Genomic DNA, 22,122 nt, shown 5'->3' with positions numbered 1-22,122 from the left:
GTGTCTCGGCTCCCCTTCAGGCCCCGAAGTTGTTGTCGAGCAGTGCGAAGAGTTCATCGGCGGTGGCGGTGGCGACCGTGCTGGATCCGGTCTCCCCCGCCTGGTGGGACGGGTCCGGTGGCACGCGTTCGCTCCAGGTCCGCAGCAGGTCCCGCAGCCGGACGCCGATCTCGTCGGCTCCGGGGGTGTCCGGACCTGCGGTGGCCAGGGCCCGGGTGAGCTTGTCCAGTTGGGCGAGGACCGGCCGGTCGGGTTCACGGGGCGCGCACAGCAACCCGGTCAGGTGGTCGGCGAGCGCGCCCGGCGTGGGGTGGTCGAAGACGGCGGTCGGCGGGATCCGCAGTCCGGTCGCCTCACAGAGGCGGTTGCGGAACGTCACGGCGAGCATCGAGTCGAAACCGACGGCCGTGAAGGGCTGGCCGGGCGGTACCGCCGCCCCGTCGGTGTGGCCGAGGACGGCCGCGGCATGGGCGGTGACCAGACTGAGCACCGTGCGTCGGCGATCCGCGGTGTCCAGGGGGGCCAGCCGGGCGGCGAGATCGTCCTCACCGGGTGACCGGGTCTCCGGCTCCGCCGGGGCGGGTGGCGCGGCGGCCGTTCCGTAGCGTCCCGGAGTGGGCAGCCAGTAGCGCTCGTGCTGGAAGGCATAGGTGGGCAGCGGTGGATGCGCGGTCCGGGGTCGGGGCAGGGCGGTGGCCCAGTCCACGGACGCTCCGTGGCTCCAGGCTTCGGCGAGTGCGGCGAGCATCCGGTCCGCGCCACCGTCGTCGCGGCGGAGCGTGCCCACGGCGGCCACGGACCGTTCGGAGCGCTCGGCCGTCGCCTCGACCGCGGCGGTCAGTACCGGATGCGGACTGACCTCGATGAACAGTTCGTGGCCGGCGTTCAGCAGCCGTTCGGCGGCCCGGGCGAACTCCACCGGCGCCCGCAGGTTGCGGTACCAGTACGCGGCGTCCAGCACCTCGCCGTCGACGGTGTCCGCCGTCACCGTGGAGAACAGCGGGACAGCGGCCGGGCGGGGCCGCACCGAGGCCAGGGCGGCGCGCAGTTCGTCCGCGACCTCGGCCACCTGCGGGGAGTGGGCGGCGTAGTCGACGGGGATCCGACGCGCCCGGACCGCGTCGAGCCCGCAGTCGGCCAGCAGGGCCGTGAGCGCGTCGGACTCACCGGCGACCACCACGGCGTCCGGGCCGTTCACCGCCGCGACATGGACGCGTTCGCCATAGGGCGCGAGCAACGCCCGTGCCCGGTCCTCGGACACGGCGAGCGCGGCCATCCCTCCCCCGCCCGCGAGCCGCACCAGCGCCCGGCTGCGCAGCGCCACGACGCGGGCGGCGTCGTCCAGGGTGAGGGCCCCGGCAACACAGGCGGCGGCGATCTCGCCCTGCGAGTGGCCCACGACGGCGTCCGGTTCGACGCCATGAGCGCGCCACAGCCCGGCCAGCGACACCATCACCGCGAAGAGCACGGGCTGCACCACGTCGACGCGGTCCTGTGCGGGTGCGCCCGGGGCGCCGCGCAGGACGTCGAGGAGGGACCAGCCGGTGTGCGGGGCGAGCGCGTCCGCACAGGCCGTGAGGTGCGCGGTGAACTCCGGTGAGCTGTCGAGGAGTTGGCGCGCCATCCCGGTCCACTGCGGTCCCTGCCCGGGAAAGACGAAGACGGTCCTGACGTCCTTGCGCTCCAGGCCCGTCACCGCCCCGGGCGCTGGCGCGCCGTCGGCCAGCGCCGCCACCGCGGCGAGGAGGCCGTCGCGTGTGGTGCCGGTGACCGCGCCCCGGTGCGGGAACGCGGTGCGGGCGGTGGCCAGGGCGTACGCCAGGTCGGTGAGGGGCACATCGGGCCGGGAGGTGGCGTGGGTGTGCAGCCGTCGGGCCTGGGCGCGCAGCGCGGCCACCGAGGCGCCGGAGAGCGGCAGGGTGACGGGCCCGGACGCCTCGGGGGCGTCGGAGGCGCCGGTGGCCGGAGCGGGTACGGGGCCCTGTTCGAGGATGGCGTGGGCGTTGGTGCCACTCATGCCGAACGACGAGACCCCGGCCCGGCGCGGACGGCCGGTGTCCTCCCAGGGGCGGGCCTCGGTGAGCAGCCGTACCGCGCCCGTGGCCCAGTCCACCTTGTCCGACGGCGCGTCCACATGGAGGGTGCGCGGCAGCAGACCGTGGTGCAGGGCCATCACCGTCTTGATGACGCCCGCCACGCCCGCGGCGGCCTGGGTGTGGCCGATGTTGGACTTCAGCGACCCCAGCCACAACGGCCGCTCGTCCGGCCGGTCCTGACCGTAGACGGCCAGGAGTGCCTGGGCCTCGATGGGATCGCCGAGAACCGTACCGGTGCCATGGGCCTCCACGAGGTCGACATCGGCCCCGGTGAGTCCGGCGGCGGCGAGGGCCCGCCGCAACACCCGCTGCTGGGCCGGGCCACTGGGCGCGGTCAGACCATTGCTGGCGCCGTCCTGGTTGACCGCCGAGCCACGGACGACGGCGAGGACCGGGTGGCCGTGGCGGTGTGCGTCGGAGAGCCGTTCGACGACGAGGACGCCGACGCCCTCTCCCCAGCCGGTGCCGTCGGCGCCCGCCGCGAAGGAGCGGCAGCGGCCGTCGGGGGACAGTCCGCGCTGTCGGCTGAACTCGACGAACACATCGGGGGACGCCATCACGGCCGCCCCGCCGACGAGTGCGAAGGAGCACTCCCCCGCGCGCAGCGCCTGTCCGGCGAGGTGCAGGGCGACGAGGGAGGACGAACAGGCCGTCTCGACGGTGACGGCCGGGCCCTCGATGCCGAGGGTGTAGGCCACACGCCCGGAGGCGACACTTGTCACCGTGCCACTGAGCAGATGGCCTTCGACATCGGCCGTGGGATCCTGCGGCCCGGTGCCGTACCCCTGGGAGGCGAGGCCCAGGTAGACCCCGCCGGGGGTGCCGCGCACCGACCGGGCGTCGATACCGGCCCGTTCCAGCGCCTCCCACGACGTCTCGAGCAACAGCCGCTGCTGGGGGTCCATGGCCAGTGCCTCGCGCGGGGAGATTCCGAAGAACCCGGCGTCGAAGTCCCCGGCGCCGTCAAGGAAACCGCCACCGCTGGTGGAGAAGGTGCCCGGCCGCTCGGGGTCGGTGTCATAGAGCGCCTCGAGGTCCCAGCCACGGTCGGTGGGCAGTCCGCCGATGGCGTCGGTCTCGCTGGTGACCAGCTCCCACAGATCCTCGGGGCTGCGGACACCGCCGGGGAAGCGGCAGGCCATGCCGATAATGGCCAGCGGTTCGCCGGAGGCCGTCGCGGCGACCTCCGCGGCCCGCGGCGCGGGGGCTGTGCCGGTCAGTTCCGTGTGCAGATGGGCGGCGAGCGCGGCGGCCGTGGGGTGGTCGAACACCGTACTCGCGGGCAGGGTCAGACCGGTCGCCGCGACCAGCCGGTTGCGGAGCTCGACGGCGGTCAGCGAGTCGAAACCGAGCGCCTGGAAAGGGCGTTCGGTGTCAATGGCCGCCGCGGTGTCGTGTCCGAGCGCGGCCGCCGCCTCGGTCCGTACGAGGTCGGTGAGGGCGCGAAGCCGCTCGGACACGGGCAGTTGGCCGAGTCGGGCGCGCCGGGGGCTTGTGGTGTCGGAGTCGTCGGCAGATGGCTGGGCGGATGTGGTGGATGTGGCGGCCTCGGGCAGCTCGCTCAGCAGCGCGCTCTCCCGGCCGGAACGGAACGCCGGGGCGAAGCGTGCCCAGTCGATGTGCGCGACCACGGCATCGCCCTCACCACGGCCGAGACGGTCCAGCAGGCGCTGGAGGGCGGCGAGTGCCGTCCGCGGTGCCATCGACACCAGACCGTGGCGGTGCAGTGCGGCGCCGGTCTCGCCGTGCGCCATACCCGCCCCGGCCCATGGCCCCCAGGCGACGGAGAGTGCGGTGCGGCCGCGGGCCCGCCGATGCGCGGCCAGGGCGTCCAGATAGGCGTTGGCTGCCGCGTACCCCGCCTGGCCGCCGCTGCCCCAGGTGGCGGATACGGAGGAGAACAGGACGAAGGCGTCGAGGTCGTCCCCGAGCAGGGCGTCGAGGTGGGCGGCGCCGCGCACCTTGGCCGCCGTCTCCTCGGCGAGCTGGGCGGGGCTGTGGTCCACGACCTTGGTGTGCGAGGTGACCCCGGCGGCGTGGAACACCGCCCGTACGGTGTCGCCCGCGGCCGCCAGCCCGGCCAGTGCGGCCTCCAGCGCGGCCCGGTCGGCGACGTCGCAGGACAGCACGGTGGTGCGGGTACCGGTCGCGGTCAGTTCGGCGACGAGGTCCGCGGCGCCGGGGGCATCCGGGCCGCGACGGCTCGTCAGCACCAGGTGCCCGGCGCCGTGCCGCGCCACGTGGCGAGCCACCTGGGCACCGAGCCCGCCGGTACCGCCGGTGATGAGAACGGTGCCGCGGGGTGCCCAGGTGGGGGTGGCCCGATGGGGTGTGTTCGTGGAGTGGTCGGGTGTCGGCACACCGGGGTGCGGAGCGTCCGTGCCACGGTCCCGCGTCGGCCGCGCTCGGTCCGCGCCGCGACGGTCGGCACCGTCGTGCGGAGCGTCCGCGCCGTGCGCGGCTTTTCGGAGGCGGCGGCCGTGGGGGGTTCCGTGCGGGCCGATGGCCACCTGGTCCTCGGCGTGGGCGCCCCCCTCGGCGCGTACCTGTCCGGACAGTACGGCGCACAGCTGACGCAGCGCGAGGGCGTCCGGCCACTCGGGCAGATCGACCAACCCGCCCCAGCGGTCGGGGTGTTCCAGCGCGGCCACCCGTCCCAGACCCCACACCTGAGCCTGCTCCGGACGGTCCGGACCCCGGTCCTCGACGGCGACGGCACCGGTGGTCGCGCACCACAGCGGGGCGGGTGATCCCGCGTCACCGAGGGCCTGGACCAGCAGCAGAGTGGTTTCCGGTCCGGTGTCGACGGCGAGCAGGGAGAGCACACCGGTGACACCGGTGGGGATCAGCGCGGCGAGCCCGGCCCGCTCCGTGTCTGCGGGGACGGCCAGGACCGTTACCTCGGCGCCGTGCGCGGCCAGCGCGCGCCGGCAGGAGTCGACGAGGGGACGCTGAGCGGTCGCCGCGGACACCGCGAGCAGCCAGTTCCCGTCCAGCCGGGGGACGGCAGGGGCGGTCAGGGGAGACCAGCCGACGCGGTAGGTCCACTCCTCCCCCGCGCCGGGCGGCCGTACGACAGGGACCGTGGGCCAGAACCGCTGGTGCTGGAACGGATAGGTGGGCAGCTCGACATGGCGCGCGGCCGGGTGGCAGCCGACGGACCATCCGACGGGTACGCCCCGGACGTACAGCCCCGCGAGCGCCGCCGCGAGCGACTCGGGCTCGGGCCGCCCGTCGCGGAGCAGCGGCAGGGCGCGGCAGTCGGCGCCGGCCGGTGTGGACTCCGCCACGAGACCGCACAGGACACCGCCGGGCCCGAGTTCGAGGCAGCTCGTCGTGCCCTCCGCCACCAGACGGCGGGCCCCGTCGACGAACCGCACGGTGCCGCGGACCTGGCGCACCCAATAGTCCGGGTCGCACAGCTCGGTGGCCGTGGCCCGCTCGCCGGTGAGATTGGAGATCACGGGGATACGCGGTTCGGCGTAGCTGAGGCTCGCGGCCACACGACGGAAATCGTCCAGCATCGCGTCCATATGGGCGGAGTGGAAGGCGTGGCTGACCGTCAGCTCCTTGGTGCGGCGGCCTTGTGCGCGATGGACCTCGACCAGCCGCAGCACCGCCGCCCGGTCGCCGGAGACCACGGTGGAGCGCGGGGCGTTGAGGGCGGCGATCGAGACGGCGCCGCCGTCCGCCGGAAGGACTTCGATGGCCGCGGCCACCTCGTCCTCGTCGGCCTCGAGCGCCGCCATCGCGCCGTCCCCGGGCAGTGCGTCCATCAGCCTGGCGCGGGCGGCGACCAGCGCGCAGGCGTCGGGCAGGCTCAGCACACCGGCCGCGTGCGCGGCGGCCAGTTCGCCGATGGAGTGTCCGATCAGCACGTCGGGCCGTACGCCCCAGTGCTCCGTCAGCCGGAACAGCGCCACTTCGAGAGCGAAGAGGGCCGGTTGGGTGCGGCCGGTGCGGTGCAGCAGACGCGCTTCGTCCGTCCCCGGCGCGGCGAACATGGTCTCGCGCAGCGGGACGTCCAGATGCGGAGTGAGATGGGCGAGGACATCGTCGAGCGCGTCAGCGAAGGCGGGTTCGGCGGTGTACAGCTCGGCGCCCGCCCCCGCGCGCTGGCCTCCCTGGCCGGGGAAGAGGAACGCGGTCCGGCCGGGGGTGCCGATGGCGCCGGTGAGGAGACGGCCGTGGGACACCCCTTCGGCCAGGGCGTCCAGGGCGGTGAGGACGGCGGTGCCGTCGTGGCCGAGGACCGCGGCACGGTGGTCGAGCGCGGCACGGCCGGTGGCCAGCGCGGTGGCCACGTCCACCATCTCGCGACTGTCGCCCCTACCGGTGCCGATGCCGCGTTCCGTGAGGTACGCGCGCAATCGCGCGGCCTGGTCCCGCAGAGCACGGGGGCTGCGGGCGGACAGCAGCAGCGGAAGGGCGATCCCGGTGGCGGATCCGGCGTCCGGCGTGGTCGCACGCTGACCGGTGGTGTCCGGGGCCTGTTCGAGGATCACATGGGCGTTGGTGCCGCTGATACCGAAGGAGGAGACTCCACAGCGGCGTGGGGCGCCGGTGTCGGGCCACGGGGTACGGGCGATGAGGGGCCGTACGTCGGCGGCCGCCCAGTCGACGTGCGGGTTCGGCTCATCGGCGTGCAGCGTGGCCGGCAGTTCCCCGGCCCGGAGGGCGAGCACCATCTTCATGACTCCGGCCGCCCCGGCGGCGGCCTGGGTGTGCCCGATGTTGGACTTCACCGATCCGAGCCACAGCGGGTGTCCGGCGGGCCGGTGTCCATGGACACGCTGGAGCGCCTGCGCCTCGATCGGGTCGCCGAGGGCGGTCCCCGTCCCATGGGCTTCCACGGCGTCGACCTGTTCGGGGCGGATACCGGCGTCGTCGAGGGCGGCGCGGACGACCTGTGCCTGCGCGGGGCCGCTGGGGGCGGTGAGCCCGTTGCTCGCGCCGTCCTGATTGACCGCGCTTCCGCTGACCAGCGCGAGCACACGGTGTCCATGGCGCCGGGCGTCGGAGAGGCGTTCGAGGAGCAACACCCCGGCGCCCTCGCCCCACCCCGTACCGTCCGCTTCCGCTCCGAACGCCTTGCAGCGGCCGTCGGCCGCCAGTCCGCGCTGACGGCTGAACTCGACGAAGAGCCTGGGGGTGCTCATCACCGTGACGCCCCCGGCCAGCGCCCGGTCGCAGTCGCCGTGCCGCAGCGCCTGTGTGGCCAGGTGCAGTGCGACAAGTGACGACGAGCAGGCCGTGTCCACGGTGAGGGCGGGGCCGGACAGTCCGAGGACGTAGGAGAGACGGCCGGACAGCACACTGGCCGTGGTACCGGTCAGCAGGTGCCCCTCGGACACCTCGGGGGCGTCACCGGCGAGGCTCGTATAGTCCTGGCCGTTGGTGCCGATGAACACGCCGACCCGGCCCCCGCGCAGCGCGAGGGGGTCCTGCCCCGCGCTCTCCACCGCCTCCCAGGACGTCTCCAGGAGCAGCCGCTGCTGCGGATCCATGGCGAGCGCTTCGCGCGGTGAGATCCCGAAGAACTCGGCGTCGAATCCGGCGATGTCGTCCAGGAATCCGCCCCGGGTGCAGTAGGTGGTCCCGGTGCGATCGGGGTCGGGGTCGTAGAGCGCGGTGGCGTCCCATCCGCGGTCCACCGGCCACTCCGCCACGGCGTCACGGCCTTCGGCGAGCAGACCCCACAGGTCGGCCGGGTTCCGTACGCCGCCTGGCAAGCGGCAGCCCATCCCGACGATCGCGATCGGGTCGTCCTGCGCCGTGGGATCGGTGGCCGCGCGGGCGGTGTCCACCGGGGCGCGGGCGGCCGTGTTGTCGAGCCCGCCCGGGAGAGCGGGTCCGTCGAGGAGCGGTGCGGCTTCGTCGAGGAGGTGGCTGGCGAGGAGTTCGGGTGTGGGCCGGTCGAAGAGGACGGTGGCGGGCAGCCGCACGGCGGTGGCGGCGGACAGCCGGTTGCGCAGCTCCACGGCGGTCAGCGAGTCGAATCCCATGGCGGAGAAGGCCAGGTCGGGACGGATCGCGCCCGCGTCCGTATGCCGCAGCACGGCCGCCGTGTGGGCGCGCACCACGTCGACGACATACCGGATCCGCTCGGTGGCGGGCACGTCGGCGAGCTGGTCGCACAGCGAACCGGTGCGGACACCGGAGCCGCTGCCGTCGCCCGGGCCTCGGTTTTCGGCGCGGACCGCGCTCAGCAGGGCGGTGGCGCGGGGAGCGGTGGTCGCGGCGAAACGCTCCCAGTCGGCGTCGGCGACGACCACCAGCGCGTCGTCCTCGGCGAGAGCCCGGCCGATCGCCGTGACGGCGGCGTCCGGTGACATGGAGGGCAGCCCCCGGTCCCGGAGGCGGTCCGCCACTCCGTCCCGCAACATGCCCTCTCCGGCGGCCCAGGCGCCCCAGGCGATGGCGGTACCGGACAGTCCTTCGGCGCGCCGCGCGGCGATGAGGGATTCCAGCGCCGCGTTGGCCGCCGCGTAGTTGCCCTGGCCCGCGTTGCCCACCACACCCATGACGGAGGTGAAGACGACGAACGCCGAGAGCTGGTGTCCCGCGGTGGCCTCGTGGAGTACCCGGGCGACGGTCAGTTTGGACCGGAGGCTGGCGGCGGTACGTCCGGGCGTGAGCGCGTCGACCGTCCCGTCGTCCAGGACGCCCGCCGCGTGGACGACGGCGGTAAGTGGCCGTTCCTGTGGCAGGGCGCCGAGTAACTCCGCCGTCCGGTCCGGGTCGGCGAGATCGCACGCGGCGATGGTCACCGTCGCCCCGAGCCGTTCGAGTTCGGCCCGCAGTGCCATCGCTCCGGGCGCGTCCGGGCCACGTCGGCTGACGAGGAGCAGATGCGCCCCCTCCGGCCCGGCGAGCCATCGCGCCACATGCGCGCCGACGCCACCGGTGCCACCGGTGATGAGCACCGTGCCATGTCCCAGCGCGTCTCCGGGCGGAAGGGGGGTGTTCCGAGGCGCGGGCGCGGGGAGCAGCCGTCGGCCGTACGCACCGGTCGGCCGCACCACGACCTGGTCCTCATCGGACACGGAGACCAGCACGGCGCACAGTCGCCGCAGCGTCCGCTCGTCGGGGATGAGCGGGAGGTCGATCAACCCGCCCCAGCGATCGGGGTGTTCCAGCGCCGCGGTCCGCCCCAGCCCGGCGACGGCCGCATGGGCGGCGGGCCCGGGCCGCTCCCCCGCGCCGAGTACGGCGGCCCCACGGGTGAGGCACCACAGCGGGGCGTCGATCGCGGTGTCGCCCAGGGCCTGCACGAGTGCGAGGGTGAGACCGACGCCGCCAGGCAGGTCCGGATGGCCCGGATGCGGGCGGAGTTCATCGGCCAGCAGGGACAGCACACCGGTGACCTGTCGTCCGTCGACCCCGATGGCGAGGGCGGCCGCCAGCGACGTACGGCTCTCGCCGGGACCGCCGACGGTGACGACGGTGAGGTCGAAACCGATGGCGGCCAGCCCTCCCACCACATCCCGTGAGACGCCCCCGTCGGGGCAGACGGCCAGCCAGTGGCCGGGCGGCGCGGCAGCGGGTGGCAGGGCCAGCGGCTGCCAACCCACATGATGGCGCCAGGAGTCGGCCCGTCGTGTTGCGGCCCGCGCGGAGCGCCAGGCGGTGAGCGCGGGCAGCACCTCCCGCAGCGCCTGCGGCGTGACGTGCAGGGTCTCCGCGAGGTGGGCCGGGTCGGTATGGGCGAGGGTCTCCCACACATCGTCCGCAGCAGCGCTGGACCCCCTGGGATCGAGCCAGAACCGCTCCCGTTGGAAGGGGTAGGTGGGCAGCTCGACCCGAGTGGCACCGGTCCCGTCGAACGCGGACGTCCAATTCACCCCCACACCACGGACATACGCCTCACCCAGGGACAGCAGCAAGCGCTCCCGACCGCCCTCACCACGCCGCAGCGTGCCGGTGACGACCGCTTCCGCACCCGCCGCCTCCACCGTCTCCTCAACGGCGGCGGTCAGCACCGGATGCGGACTCACCTCGATGAACGCACCGAACCCCTCCCCCACCAGCGACCGCACAGCGGACTCGAAACCCACCATGTCGCGAAGGTTGGTGTACCAATAGCCGCCATCCATCAACGAGGTGTCCAGCCAGCCACCCGTCACCGTCGAGAACAGCGGAACCTCACCACTCCTGGGCGAGATCCCGCCCAGAGCGGACCGCAGCTCCTCCTCGATCCGCTCCACCTGAGCACAGTGCGAGGCGTAATCCACCTCGATCCTTCGCGCCCGCACCTCGCGCTCGTCACACCACACCGACAACTCGTCCAGTGCCTCTACCTCCCCCGAAACCACCACCGAGGAAGGTCCGTTGACAGCCGCCACCGATAACCGGCCACCCCACCGCTCGACGTACTCACCCGCCGTGGTGGCCGAGCACGCCAGCGACACCATCCCCCCGGAGCCCGCCAACTCACCCAGAGCCCTGCTGCGCAACGCCACCACCCGCGCCCCGTCCTCCAACGACAGCCCGCCCGCCACCACGGCCGCCGCGATCTCCCCCTGTGAGTGACCCACCACCGCATCCGCCACCACACCGAACGAACGCCACACCGCCGCCAACGACACCATCACCGCGAACAACACCGACTGCACCACATCCACCCGGTCCAACCCCGAACCCGAGCGCACCACCTCACCCAACGACCACCCCACATACGGCTTCAACGCCGCCTCACACTCCGCCATCCGCGCCGCGAACACCGGCGACTGATCCAGCAGCTCAGCCGCCATTCCGGCCCACTGCGACCCCTGCCCCGGGAACACCAACACCGTTCCACCCGGCACCACACCACTGCCGGTCACCACCACCGACGACGGCACAGCCTCGGCCAACGCGGCCAACCCTCCGCACAGCGCCTCACGGCCCCCGACCACCACCGCGCGGTGATCCAGCACGGACCGTCCCGTGCACAGGGAAAGGCCGATGTCGGGGGCGGTGGTCTCGAGCCGGGTCTCCAGATGAGCCATCAGGCGTCGTGCCATCTCGTACAGGGCGGTCTCGCTCCGTGCGGACAGCACCCACGGCACAGGGGCCCGGTCGTCGGACGCGTGGCGCACCACGGCCGACGGCTGGACCACCTCCTCCAGGATGACGTGGGCGTTGGTACCGCTGACACCGAAGGACGACACCCCTGCCCGGCGCGGCCGGTCGTACGCCGACCAGGACACCGGCTCGGTGAGCAGCCGTACGTGGCCCGCGCTCCAGTCCACATGTGGGGAGGGCTCGTCGGCGTGCAGCGTGCGGGGGAGCTGGGCATGCCGCATGGCCAGGACCATCTTGATGACCCCGCCGACACCGGCCGCCGCCTGGGTGTGGCCGATGTTGGACTTCAGCGAACCCAGCCACAGCGGCCGGTCCTCCGCACACCGCTGACCGTAGGTGGCCAGCAGTGCCCGCGCCTCGATCGGATCACCCAGCGTGGTACCCGTACCATGCGCCTCCACCGCGTCCACATCCCGCGCCGTCAATCCCGCGTCGGCCAGGGCGGCGCGGATGACCTTCCGCTGCGCCGAACCGCTCGGGGCGGTCAGGCCGTTGCTCGCACCGTCCTGGTTGACCGCGCTGCCCCGCACCACCGCCAGCACCGGATGGCCCAGGCGACGCGCGTCGGACAGCCGCTCGAGCAGCAGGACACCGGCTCCCTCGGCGAGGCCGAATCCGTCGGCGGCGGCGGAGAACGCCTTACAGCGGCCGTCGGCCGCGAGGGCGTTCTGACTGCTGAACTCCACGAACATGCCCGGGGTCGGCATCACGGTCGCCCCACCGGCCAGGGCGAGGGCGCATTCACCACGGCGCAGGGCCATGACCGCGAGATGCAGGGCCACCAGCGAGGACGAGCAGGCGGTGTCCACCGTGACGGCCGCGCCCTCGAATCCGAAGGTGTACGCGATACGGCCGGACGCCACACTGGCGGCGTTGCCCGTCAGCACATGACCGCTGACGTCGGTGGCCTCGTGGAGACGGGGCCCGTAGTCCATGGTCATCACGCCCATGTACACACCGGTCCGACTGCCACGCAGCGAGGCGATATCGATCCCGGCCCGCTCGAAGACCTCCCACGATGTCTCGAGCAGCAGCCGCTGCTGCGGGTCCATCGCGATGGCCTCGCGTGGCGAGATGCCGAAGAAGGCGGCGTCGAACCGGTCGGCCCCGTACAGAAAACCGGCCTCCCGCTGGTGCGTACGGCCCGTGCCGGCCACGCTCCAGCCCCGGTTGACGGGGAACGCCGACACCGCGTCGACGCCTTCACTCAGCAGCTGCCACAGGCTCTCGGGTCCGTCGACACCGCCGGGTAGGCGGCAGCCCATCGAGACGATCGCCACCGGGTCCTCGTCGCCGCCGGGGGACGGGACACGATGTCCCGTGGTGTTCTCGGCCTCGTCCTCGGCCTCTTCATCGGCCACGAACCCTGGGCGCAGCCGCTCGGCCAGGGCTGTGGGCGTGGGATGTTCGAACACCGCGGTCACCGGGAGGTCGATCCCGGTGGCCGTGACGAGCCGGTTGCGGAGCTCCACGGCGGTCACCGAGTCGATGCCCAGACCGATGAAGGTGGTGTCGGGGGCGACGGTACCGCTGCCGAGGACAGTGGCGGCTTCCTCGCGGACGAGACGGAGAAGCCGTTCGCGCTGTCCCGTGACGGTGAGTGCGTTCAGCTCCGCGCGAAGGGCCTCGGCCGGTGTCTCGGGGCCGCGGTCGGTGTCCGCATCGCCACCCTGGTCCTGTGGCGCGTCGTCGCCGTCCCGGAGGTCGGGCGGCAGCGTGGCGGGAGGGGCGTCGAGTCCGGTGGAGACCGATTCCAGGTCCGGTGTGACGCCGTGGACATAGAGGTCGCCCAGCGAGGTGAGGAACTGGGTCCGGTCTCCGTGGTCCCGCCGGAGCGTCGGTGTGACCCGGGAGCCGATGCCCCGCGCCTCGGCGGTCGCCTGGAGCGCCGAGGTCAGGACCGGGTGCGGGCTGATCTCGACGATCGTGCGGTGGCCGTCGCGCAGCAAAGCGGCGGTGGCCCGGTCGAACCGGACCGGCCGACGCAGATTGCGGGCCCAGTAGGCGGCGTCGAGCACCGGTGCGTGCAGCAGGTCGCCGGTGAGCCCGGAGTAGTACGGGAGGGTGGCCGGGAGCGGGCTGACAGGTGCCAGATCGGAGTGCAGCCGCGGGACGATGGCGTCGATTTGCGGCGAGTGGGCGGCGAGCCCGACGGCGATCCGCCGGGCATGGACACCGGTGGCGGTCAGACGCTCGACCACCTCCCCGACGGCATCGGCGGCGCCGGACACGATCACGGACCGCGGTCCGTTCACCGCGGCGATGACCACCTCTCCGTCGAAGGGCTGGAGCAGCGGCTCCAGTTGGGCCCGGGACGCCATGACGGAGGCCATCTCACCGCGTCCGCTGAGGGTGGCCTGTGCCTGACTCCACAGGGCCACCACGCGTGCGCTGTCGTCCAGGGTGAGGGCGCCGGAGACCGCCGCGGCGGAGATCTCACCGCAGCTGTGGCCCATGACCGCCGTCGGTTCCACACCGTGGGCCCGCCACATGGTGGCCAGGCCGACACCCACCGCGAACAACGCGGGCTGCACCACATCCGGCCGCTCCATGGTGGGGGCGTCACCGGAGCCGCGCAGTACATCCATGAGCGACCAGTCGAGGAACGGTTCGAGGGCCTGGGCACATGCGTCGACCCGCGCCCGGAACTCCGCCGACTCATCCAGAAGCCGGCTGGCCATCCCCGGCCACTGGGCGCCCTGTCCCGGGAAGACGAATGCGATGCCGGTGGCGTCGGCGGGTCGTCCCTCGACCACGCCCGGCATCGTGCGCCCTTCGGCGAGCGCGTCGAGCCGTGCGCGGAAACCCTCCAGGTCGTGCGCGGTCAGGGCGGCGCGATGCCCGTGGGGGTGTGGCATACGGGCGAGAGCGCGTCCGATGGCGGCCGGGCTCGTCGGCGCCGATGAGTCGAGATGGTCTCGCAGCCGCCGCGCCTGCGCCCTGAGCGCTCCCCGGCCGTCGGCGGACAGGGTCCACAGGACGGGCTGCCCGGCAGGGGACTTGGAGGCCATCACGCCGTGACTCCTTCGCGGGTTGTGGGCGATTGGGGAGGGGATGGGCTGGCTGAGCACGGACCGCCCGAAGGCGGGCTGGAACACGGCTGGACATGGCGTACCGCCGTGCCACGAGGTGGTGAGCCCGGAGGCCGGACGCCGGACGAGCGGCCGTCAGTACAGGCCCTCGGGCGCCGAGTTCGTCACCTGGAGCGGGCGGACATCGGCCACACCGTCACATGGCCAGTCGTCGTCCACGTAGCGGGCCGCCTGGTCGCGTTCCAGGATGTTCGGCAGGAAGAGGTCCTGGTGGAGCACGGTGAGACGTACCTGTCCCGCTTCGCCGGGGGCCACTACGGAGGACCAGTCGTCCTTGCTGACGACCGCCATCGTCACCTGGGGGTAGTTCGGCATATACGGGATCGTCCGGCCGTCCGGGCGCACACCGAGGCAGGCGGCGTTGCCGAAGGTGTTGCCGTAGCTGATGCCGCAGATGCCGCCTTCCAGCGCGGCCAGGAAGTCACGGTACATGGCGGCGTTGATCTGGGTTCCGCTCAGCCGTACACCGTCCAGGCCCGCCACGGCCTTGGGACATCGCCGCCTCATGGTCTCGAACAGCGCCGGGGTGGTGTTGAGGTAGTCGACGCCGCCCCGGTCCAGGACATCGGTGATCTGCTCCAGAAGGTGCGAGGTGTAGTGCTCGACGTCCGCGAGACGCCCTTCGCGGATCAGCCGCTTGACCCACCGCGAGTCCATGTCGATGGCGTACACCTGTCCCCCGTGGAGGTCGGCGACCTCCCACACCCCGTGGCCGATGAGATGTGGTCCGGTGGGTGTGGCCTGCAACCAGGTCCGGCCGGTCGCGAATCCCTCCCGGACGAAGGACCACCGGCGCCAGACCCCCCGGTGCCGCAGCATGTCGGGTGTGTAGAAGACACGGCACGGGAGGCCGGTGGTGCCGCCGGTGTCCCAGATCCGACCGGCGAGCGGCCGCGGTACGGCCCGCGGGACGAGTTCCTCCGGGTTCCGGGTCCGCAGATCGGCCACCGGGAAGGGGCCGAAAGCGGTGAGCTCCTCGTAGCGCGTGATGTCGAGGGGATCGAAGCCGAGCCCTTCAACACGCCCCAGCCAGTAGGGACTTCCGGAATCCGGGTCGAACGTCCTCCGGATGACACGACGGGTCCATTGGTCGATATCGATGCTCAGCCATCGCGGCACCAGGGTGTCGGGGTCCACCGAAAGTATGTCGGGGTCGATTTCGCGCAGGTCTTCTCTCATGTTCACCGACCCTGTGTGCCGGAGAATTCGAGACCCAGTTCGTACACGGTGCTGACAGCCAGTTCGATATGTTCGGGACGGGTCACATGGACGACCGGGAAGGGAAAATCGAGCAGCCCTTCGGGGATGGACGGCCCCATCACCAGACCCAGCCGCACACCGCAGTCCCGCATTCCCTCGTAGAGATGGACAAGACTGATCGGCTCGGTGGAATTCCGCTGGAACATGGACCGTACGTCCTCCGCCGTCTTCATCACCTCCCGTTCCAGACAGGAGAGCAGCGGAACGCCCGGCGCGCTGAATGACATGGACGCGATATACGGCGTCATGAACTCACGGTACGGGCCGCGCAGCGGTGAGTGGACGGCGATGGTGCGGCCCGGCAGTGGCACGATCGCGCCCGGTGGCGCCGCCGCCACCAGCTCCTCCAAGGCGCTGTGGTGCCCGGCCAGCATATGGATGCGTCGCGAGCCGTCGACGGTCGGCCCGAAGTCCCCGGCCAGATGGACACCGGCCACACCCTCCCACGGCGGCGCGGCGTCGGCGGCCTGTCCCGGGACGAAGGCCAGGGCCATACCCTGGGCGATGTGCTCCGGCCCGGGGTCGGGCGCGCTCCCCGCGTGAGCCAGCATGGCGAACAGCTCCTGCCGGTCGAGCGCCCCCGCCAGCGAACTGGCGGTCATCGCTCCCAGGCTCAATCCGCCGATCACATCCGGTCTCAGGCCGGCCTCGGCGAGGAGGTCGTGTACGGCCATCGCGAGCGCCGCTTCCCGGATGCTGCCCACGCTCTGCCGCCGCTCCTGCTCCGGGGGCAGCTCCTCGCGCAGGATCTGCTCGGCGGTGAGGCCGGTCCAGCCGGATACCTGCTCGTAAAGCCGCCGCATCAGAGGAGATGTCTCATACAACTCAATTCCGTGCGGCTCACTTCCGACACCGCCGCCGAACAAGTACCCCAGGGACATGACTCACTCCAATCAAGAACACGAGGTAGCGACTGATACGCCACTTCGAACCCATAGGGCATTCCCGGCAAACGTTCCCGCCATTCACCGGACATACCCTCGAGAGAGGCCGAACCGAGGGCCGAGTCCAGAGATTGAGCAGAAAATCGAACTCATGAGCAATTCCAGACCCGGTGACGGGACGCCAGCCGGGGCGGACGGGAAGGGAATCAGTGACGATCAGCGGTGAGCCTAACATCACAAGTTGCTTAACAGATCAACACCCTCGGGATTCAGTCAGTGTTCCACCGATCCCCAAGGTGCCTTTGATATGGGGAGCTCAAGAGGTTCCGGAAGGGCCGTCGCGGGCCATCCTTACTCCCCGGAAACCATGAATTCGAGCCTCCCGGATATTCGAACTCGACAGCGAGGAGAGGCGCTGATCACGATGAACCCCGTGGAGTCGGACAGATGTCGGACGAGTTCCGGAAACAAGCGTCGAGGGCCACCCTCCGGCCACCACCCCCGAGCGGTCCCCACCGCCAGACCGATCCGCGGCAGCTCGCCACTCACCCCATCCGCGCCCCGGCAGCCCACCGGCCACCGTGCCACCACACCCGCGACCGTCTCCCTACGCTCCCGCAGACCCGGACGCGGCTGAGAACTGCCCCCGCCCGCTGGTCAGGGGAGTCACACGGTGAGATACGGGCGTCCCGCGCGCCCATCGCCTTGGCTCGGGGCTCCGCGCAACCCGAAGCAGCCCGTCAGTGCCTGGTCCGGCCGCCGGGCGCCGAGCTGAGCACGCGCCGCACCCAGCGCTTCCGCGGGAGATGAGGGTTGAGCTCACCACGCCGCCAAAGCCCGGCCCCGGCAGCCGCCCGGTGCTCGACCGCGGTGCCACGCTCGGCGGACTTCAGGCGTTCGGTCAGCACAAACGTGACACTGATCAACAGGGCCCAGGCACCGAACTTGGTGAACGCCACGGGCTGCCAGCCGCCGAGCTGATGGGGGTAGCTCCAGGCACCCGCGTAGGTGGCCGCGTTCTCCGCCACCCACAAGAAGAATCCGATCAGCACGAAGGAGAGCGCCAGTGGCATCCGGTAGCGGCGGTCGCCCACCGTGTAGCCGACCGAGGCCCGGGCGGTGACGGCCAGCATCGCGGCGGCCAGCAACCAGCGAACGTCGGGCAGCCAGTGGTGGGTGAAGAAGTTGAGGTAGACCCCGGCCGCGACCACGGTGGTCGCGTTGGCGAGGTAACCGGTGAAGCGCAGCTGGAACAGGTCCCAGGCACGGCACACATAGCTGGCGACGGCCGCGTACATGAACCCGCCGTACAGCGGCACACCGGCGATCTTCGTCACGGCGTCCTCCGGGTAACTCCAGGACCCCATGTGCACCTTCACCAGCTCGAACAGCAGGCCGACACCATGGCATACCGCGATCACCAGCGTGTCCCGTCCGCTCTCCCAGCGCAGCCGACGCGCGACGAGGGTGAGCAGCAACCCGTAGACCAGCACCAGGTCGTACCGCGCGATCGGCAGGTCCGGGAGCACCCGGGAGAGGGCGATACCGCCCAGGAGCGCCACCGCGAACGCGCAGCAACGCACCTGGAGCACCGTGAAGGTGACCAGCCGACCTATCCCACCGAAGATCTCGCGCATGTCCAGGAGGACGTCACAGAGGCCTGGGCGGTTGGCACCACCGGATCAGTTCGCCGGGTGGAGGAGAGCACTGGTGGCGGTGGGGCCGGCGGGAATCCACCGGCCCCACCGGTATGTCACCCGTGTCGCTCAGGTCCCGTGAACCGGAAACGGGCCGAGTCGTCCTCGGTGGTCCAGCGCCGGAAACCCGCCTTCTCCAGCACACGGACGGAGGCCGGGTTCGACAGCTCCACACTGGCGACCACGGTCCGGACGCCCGAGGCGGTGAGGGCGAACTCCGTCAGGGCCCGGGTGGCCTCTGAGGCATAGCCCCGGCCACGTCGGGACTCGACGATGCCGTACCCGATTTCCAGGGTGCCGTCGGTGGGCGGCCAGAACAGGCCGATCGAACCCACCACCAGACCGTTGTCCCGTTCGATGACAAGTCGGTGGCCGTGTGCTCCGAGCCAGTCGGGGTGGCTTTCGAAGAGGCTCGCGATGACGCGGTCGCCGTCGGCGGGAAAGTCCGCCGCCCAGTGCGACGACCTGGTGTCGGCGAGGACCGCGGTGGCCTCGTCCGTGGTCCAGGGCCGCAGCACGAGACGGTCGGTGGTCAGGTCGAGCTGCGTTGAGGTGCATGAGGAAGTCACGTGTCACTCCTGATGGTCTGGAATGACCGGACCGCGCTTGCGCTAGCGCGCGGGCCGGACAAGGACATGCCGATGAAGGACCACCGCGGCCATATTCATCAACCTCCTCGTCCCGCTGATCGCGCGCCTCTCGCGCCGACGCGACACTAGCAACGCCGTCACACCCCGCACAAACCCTTTATGATCACGGGTCGTTGGTTCAGCGCGGCAGGGCGTCGAGCCACTCGGTGAGCAGTCGGTTGACCTCGCCCGGACGTTCCTGCTGGAGCCAGTGTCCGCAGCCGTCGAGGATGTGCGAGGCCAAGAGGCGGGGCAGGGTGCGGGGAAACGCGTCGATCGCGTCGGCCATCCATGTCGTGGAGGCGTCCAGGGCGCCACCGATGAACAGCGACGGCTGGGTGACGGGGGCGCCGTCGAACGCGGCCAGGTCCTCCCAGTCCCGGTCCATGTTCCGGTAGCGGTTCAGCGCCCCGGTCATTCCCGTCCTCTCGAACTCCCCCGCGTAGACGTCGAGTTCGGATGAGTCGAGCCAGGACGGCAGACGGCCGGCGGGAAACCGTTCGCGCAGCGTTCCCCCGGCGCCGACGAAGTGCGGGTCCGGTGTGCCGGGTGCGGGCATGGTGTCTCCGGACAGCGCGGCGTAGAAGCCAGCCAGCCAGCCGCGCACATCGGGCTCGATCTCCGCCTCGGCGCGGCCCGGCCGCTGGAAGTAGGAGACGTAGAACTCCTCCGACGCGCCCTCCGGCCCGCCCATCCGCGCGAAGACCTCACTGGGCCGTGGCCCACCGCGTGGGGCGTACGGCACGCTCAGCAGCCCCACCGCGCCGAACACTTCGGGCCGGACCAGGGCGCAGGTGGCGGCGATCGACGCGCCCCAGTCGTGCCCCACGATCACGGCGCTCTCCTCCCCCAGTGCCTCCACCACCGCCACCTGGTCCGCCACGAGCTCGAGCATCCGGTACGCCTCCACTGCCCCGGGCGCGGCGGAGCGCCCGTAGCCGCGTACGTCCACCGCGACCGCTCGATAGCCCGCCCCGGCCAGGGCGGGCAGCTGGTGACGCCATGAGTACCAGGACTCCGGGAACCCGTGCACCAGCAGCACCAGGGGTCCGCTGCCCTGCTCGACCAGGTGGATCCGGCCGACGGGCCCGGGCACCAGGCGATGGGTGGGGTCGGCTTCGGTCGGTTGCGACATGGATTCCTCCCGGGCACTGTGCGGATGACCGGTGGCCGCGGAGGTGCGGGAAACGGCGATCGTCTTCCGCGGGCGGGCGCACCAGTACGGATCGTGCAGTACCGGGCCCGGCATCGGCGATGTCTGTTGCCGATCCGGCAAACACCGTGTGCCGGGAGGCCATCAGCCCACTTGGCTCGCCCGCGCGGTGCGGGTACCGGTCATCGAACCGTAGCCCGCGCTCGGCGCGGCACGGCGTCCTCGGACACCCTCACGGCCGACGCGTGGATTGCTCGTCGGCCCAGCCGGTGGCGGCCACCACCTCGTGAGCGATGTCCGCCACGGTCCTCCCGTCCGTCGCCACCCGTACGGTCTCCGCGGCGGCCCGCCGGTCCAGGAGCCGTGCCTTGCGCGCGCTGCTCTCGAGCTCCTGTTGCAGCTCCGAGCCGATCTCCCGGCGTACCAGGCGTTCACGGGTGGTGGTGTCGGAGGCGGTCAGCAGGACCCGTATGAGCCGCACATCCGATCCCATCGCGCGCTCGAACATCCCCGCCGTATGGGGCAGTACGCTCAACGGGTTCGTGTAGACCAGCCGGTGATATCCGTGCCGGATGAAGTTCGCCCACACCACCGTCGGATTGCTTTCGGTGATGGCGGACCGGTCGGGGTCGCCGTCCGGCGCCGGATGCACCTGTCCCATGAAGTCACCGTCAATGACCGCGTGCCGGACCGACGTGGCGCGCAGCAGTGCGGAAACCTCCCATGCCACCGTGGTCTTGCCGACTCCGGCCCGTCCTCCGAGGAGCAGTGCTTCCGCCTGATCCACGGGCGCAGCATGTCATGCCGGAGCGGCGGGCCGTGCTGAATGGGCCGGGGCGCATGGCTGGGTGAACTCCCCGTCGAACGAGGCCATATGGGGGCCGGAGCGTGTGCGTGGCGGGGTGTACTCCGGGGCGCGGCGACCGCGGCGGGCGAAGGGGGCGCCGAGCGCGGCGAACTCCTCGGCCGACCGGGCGACGGTGTCTCCGCGAGGCGGTCAGGGGCCTCATCATCCGGACGGCTCCGGTCGGGATGGACACACGGCCTCGCTCAGCTTGACGCACCGCCGTGCCCGGCGGTGCCGGTCGAGGTCACGGAGACTCCGCAATCGCGTATGCGGGCCAGTTCGTCGTCCTCGGGCGCGGCGTCGGTGATCAGGCGTCTGATGGCCCGGGTGGGGCAGATGCGCGCGAAGGTCGCCTTGCCGATCTTGGAGTGGTCGGCGACGACCACGGCTTGCGCCGTGCTCGCCAGGAAGGCGCGGTTGGTGGCCGCCTCCAGCGGATCATGGGTGGTGCAGCCGCGTTCCACGCTGATGCCGTCCACACCGAGGAAGGTGATGTCGGTGTGGTACTCGGCCAGCATCTTCTCCGCGCCCGGCCCGACCAGTTCGTATGTCCTGCTGCGGGCGTGGCCACCGGTCACCACGAGGCGTACCTCGGGGTGGGGCACCATCTCCGCGGCGATGTTGACGGCGTTGGTCACGATGGTGACGGGTCCGCGCTGGGACAGCAGCCGGGCGATCTCGGTGGTGGTCGTGCCGCCGGTGAGCCCGACCACCGCACCCTCGGGGACGAGGTCCACCGCCGCCACCGCGATGGCCCGCTTCTCCGTGTGGAACCGTTCCACCCGGCGCCGCAAGGGCAGTTCGACGCCCGCTTCGCTCGAGACCGCACCTCCGTGGGTGCGCTGGAGGAGCCGCTGATCGCTCAGGAACTGCAAATCCCGGCGGACGGTGGCACTGGACACATCCAGCCATGTCGCCAGGGCGGCCACATCCGCGCCGCCGTGCTCACTGACATGCTCAATGATGCGCAGATGGCGCTCCGTTCTGAGCTTGCGGCGATTGCGGTCCGCCTCGTCGCCGGATGATTCTCCGTGTGCTCCGGACACTGCTCCACCTCTCCGCGTGAGACCACGCGAAAGCACGCGCCCCCTGCGCGATACCGCACGGCACCGTTCAGGCACCGTCGTACTGCGGATCACCGCGCATTCCGACGTGCGCGGCGTCTGTCGAGCTTGCGGCAGCGCACACCACTCGCGGGAGGGCCTGTGGGCTCCGAAGTGCTTCGTGGCATCGCTCGGGTCACTCGATCTGAACACTCTCGAACAGAAAACACGCAGTTTCAAGCTCTTGACGATGGCTGAATCTGGCCTGTTTACTCCGTTGCACGCCGAAGTCGAAGAACTTCGCGTCAGAGGTACGCCCAGCCGGTAGGTGGCCATCGCCGCCGCGAGCCCGGCC

General features: G+C 71.8%; 8 protein-coding genes. All 8 read right to left on the bottom strand.

From position 1 onward, the window contains the following. Nucleotides 1-16 precede the first annotated feature (16 nt). On the bottom strand, nt 17-14,173 hold the full coding sequence (locus tag AB0C66_RS19010) for a type I polyketide synthase (RefSeq protein ID WP_362439405.1): 14,157 nt from the start codon (nt 14,171-14,173) through the stop codon (nt 17-19). Between the two features lie 156 nt (nt 14,174-14,329). Continuing rightward, a complete protein-coding gene (locus AB0C66_RS19005) occupies nt 14,330-15,433 on the bottom strand; it encodes an arylcarboxylate reductase (RefSeq protein ID WP_362439402.1) in 1,104 nt (367 codons plus the stop codon). Nucleotides 15,434-15,435: 2 nt separating this feature from the next. Then, on the bottom strand, nt 15,436-16,395 hold the full coding sequence (locus AB0C66_RS19000; RefSeq protein WP_362439398.1) for an ACP S-malonyltransferase: 960 nt from the start codon (nt 16,393-16,395) through the stop codon (nt 15,436-15,438). A 743-nt stretch (nt 16,396-17,138) separates the two neighbouring features. Further along, entirely contained in the window at nt 17,139-18,035 is an 897-nt protein-coding gene (locus AB0C66_RS18995; protein WP_362439395.1) for a DUF817 domain-containing protein, read from the bottom strand. A 116-nt stretch (nt 18,036-18,151) separates the two neighbouring features. After that, complete coding sequence (locus AB0C66_RS18990; protein ID WP_362439392.1) at nt 18,152-18,664, bottom strand: GNAT family N-acetyltransferase; 513 nt, start codon at nt 18,662-18,664, stop codon at nt 18,152-18,154. A 199-nt stretch (nt 18,665-18,863) separates the two neighbouring features. Further along, a complete protein-coding gene (locus tag AB0C66_RS18985) occupies nt 18,864-19,859 on the bottom strand; it encodes an alpha/beta hydrolase (protein ID WP_362439389.1) in 996 nt (331 codons plus the stop codon). A 250-nt stretch (nt 19,860-20,109) separates the two neighbouring features. After that, nucleotides 20,110-20,664, bottom strand: coding sequence for a hypothetical protein (locus AB0C66_RS18980; RefSeq protein WP_362439386.1), 555 nt, complete (start codon nt 20,662-20,664; stop codon nt 20,110-20,112). Between the two features lie 263 nt (nt 20,665-20,927). Further along, nucleotides 20,928-21,770 (bottom strand): DeoR/GlpR family DNA-binding transcription regulator, encoded by an 843-nt coding sequence (locus AB0C66_RS18975; protein WP_362439383.1) that lies wholly within the window; start codon nt 21,768-21,770, stop codon nt 20,928-20,930. Between the last annotated feature and the right edge of the window lie 352 nt (nt 21,771-22,122).

The organism is Streptomyces sp. NPDC048636 (assembly GCF_040650655.1).
Classification (GTDB): domain Bacteria; phylum Actinomycetota; class Actinomycetes; order Streptomycetales; family Streptomycetaceae; genus Streptomyces.
Note: the sequence above shows the minus strand (reverse complement) of the source record. Positions and strands in the feature narration are given on the sequence as shown.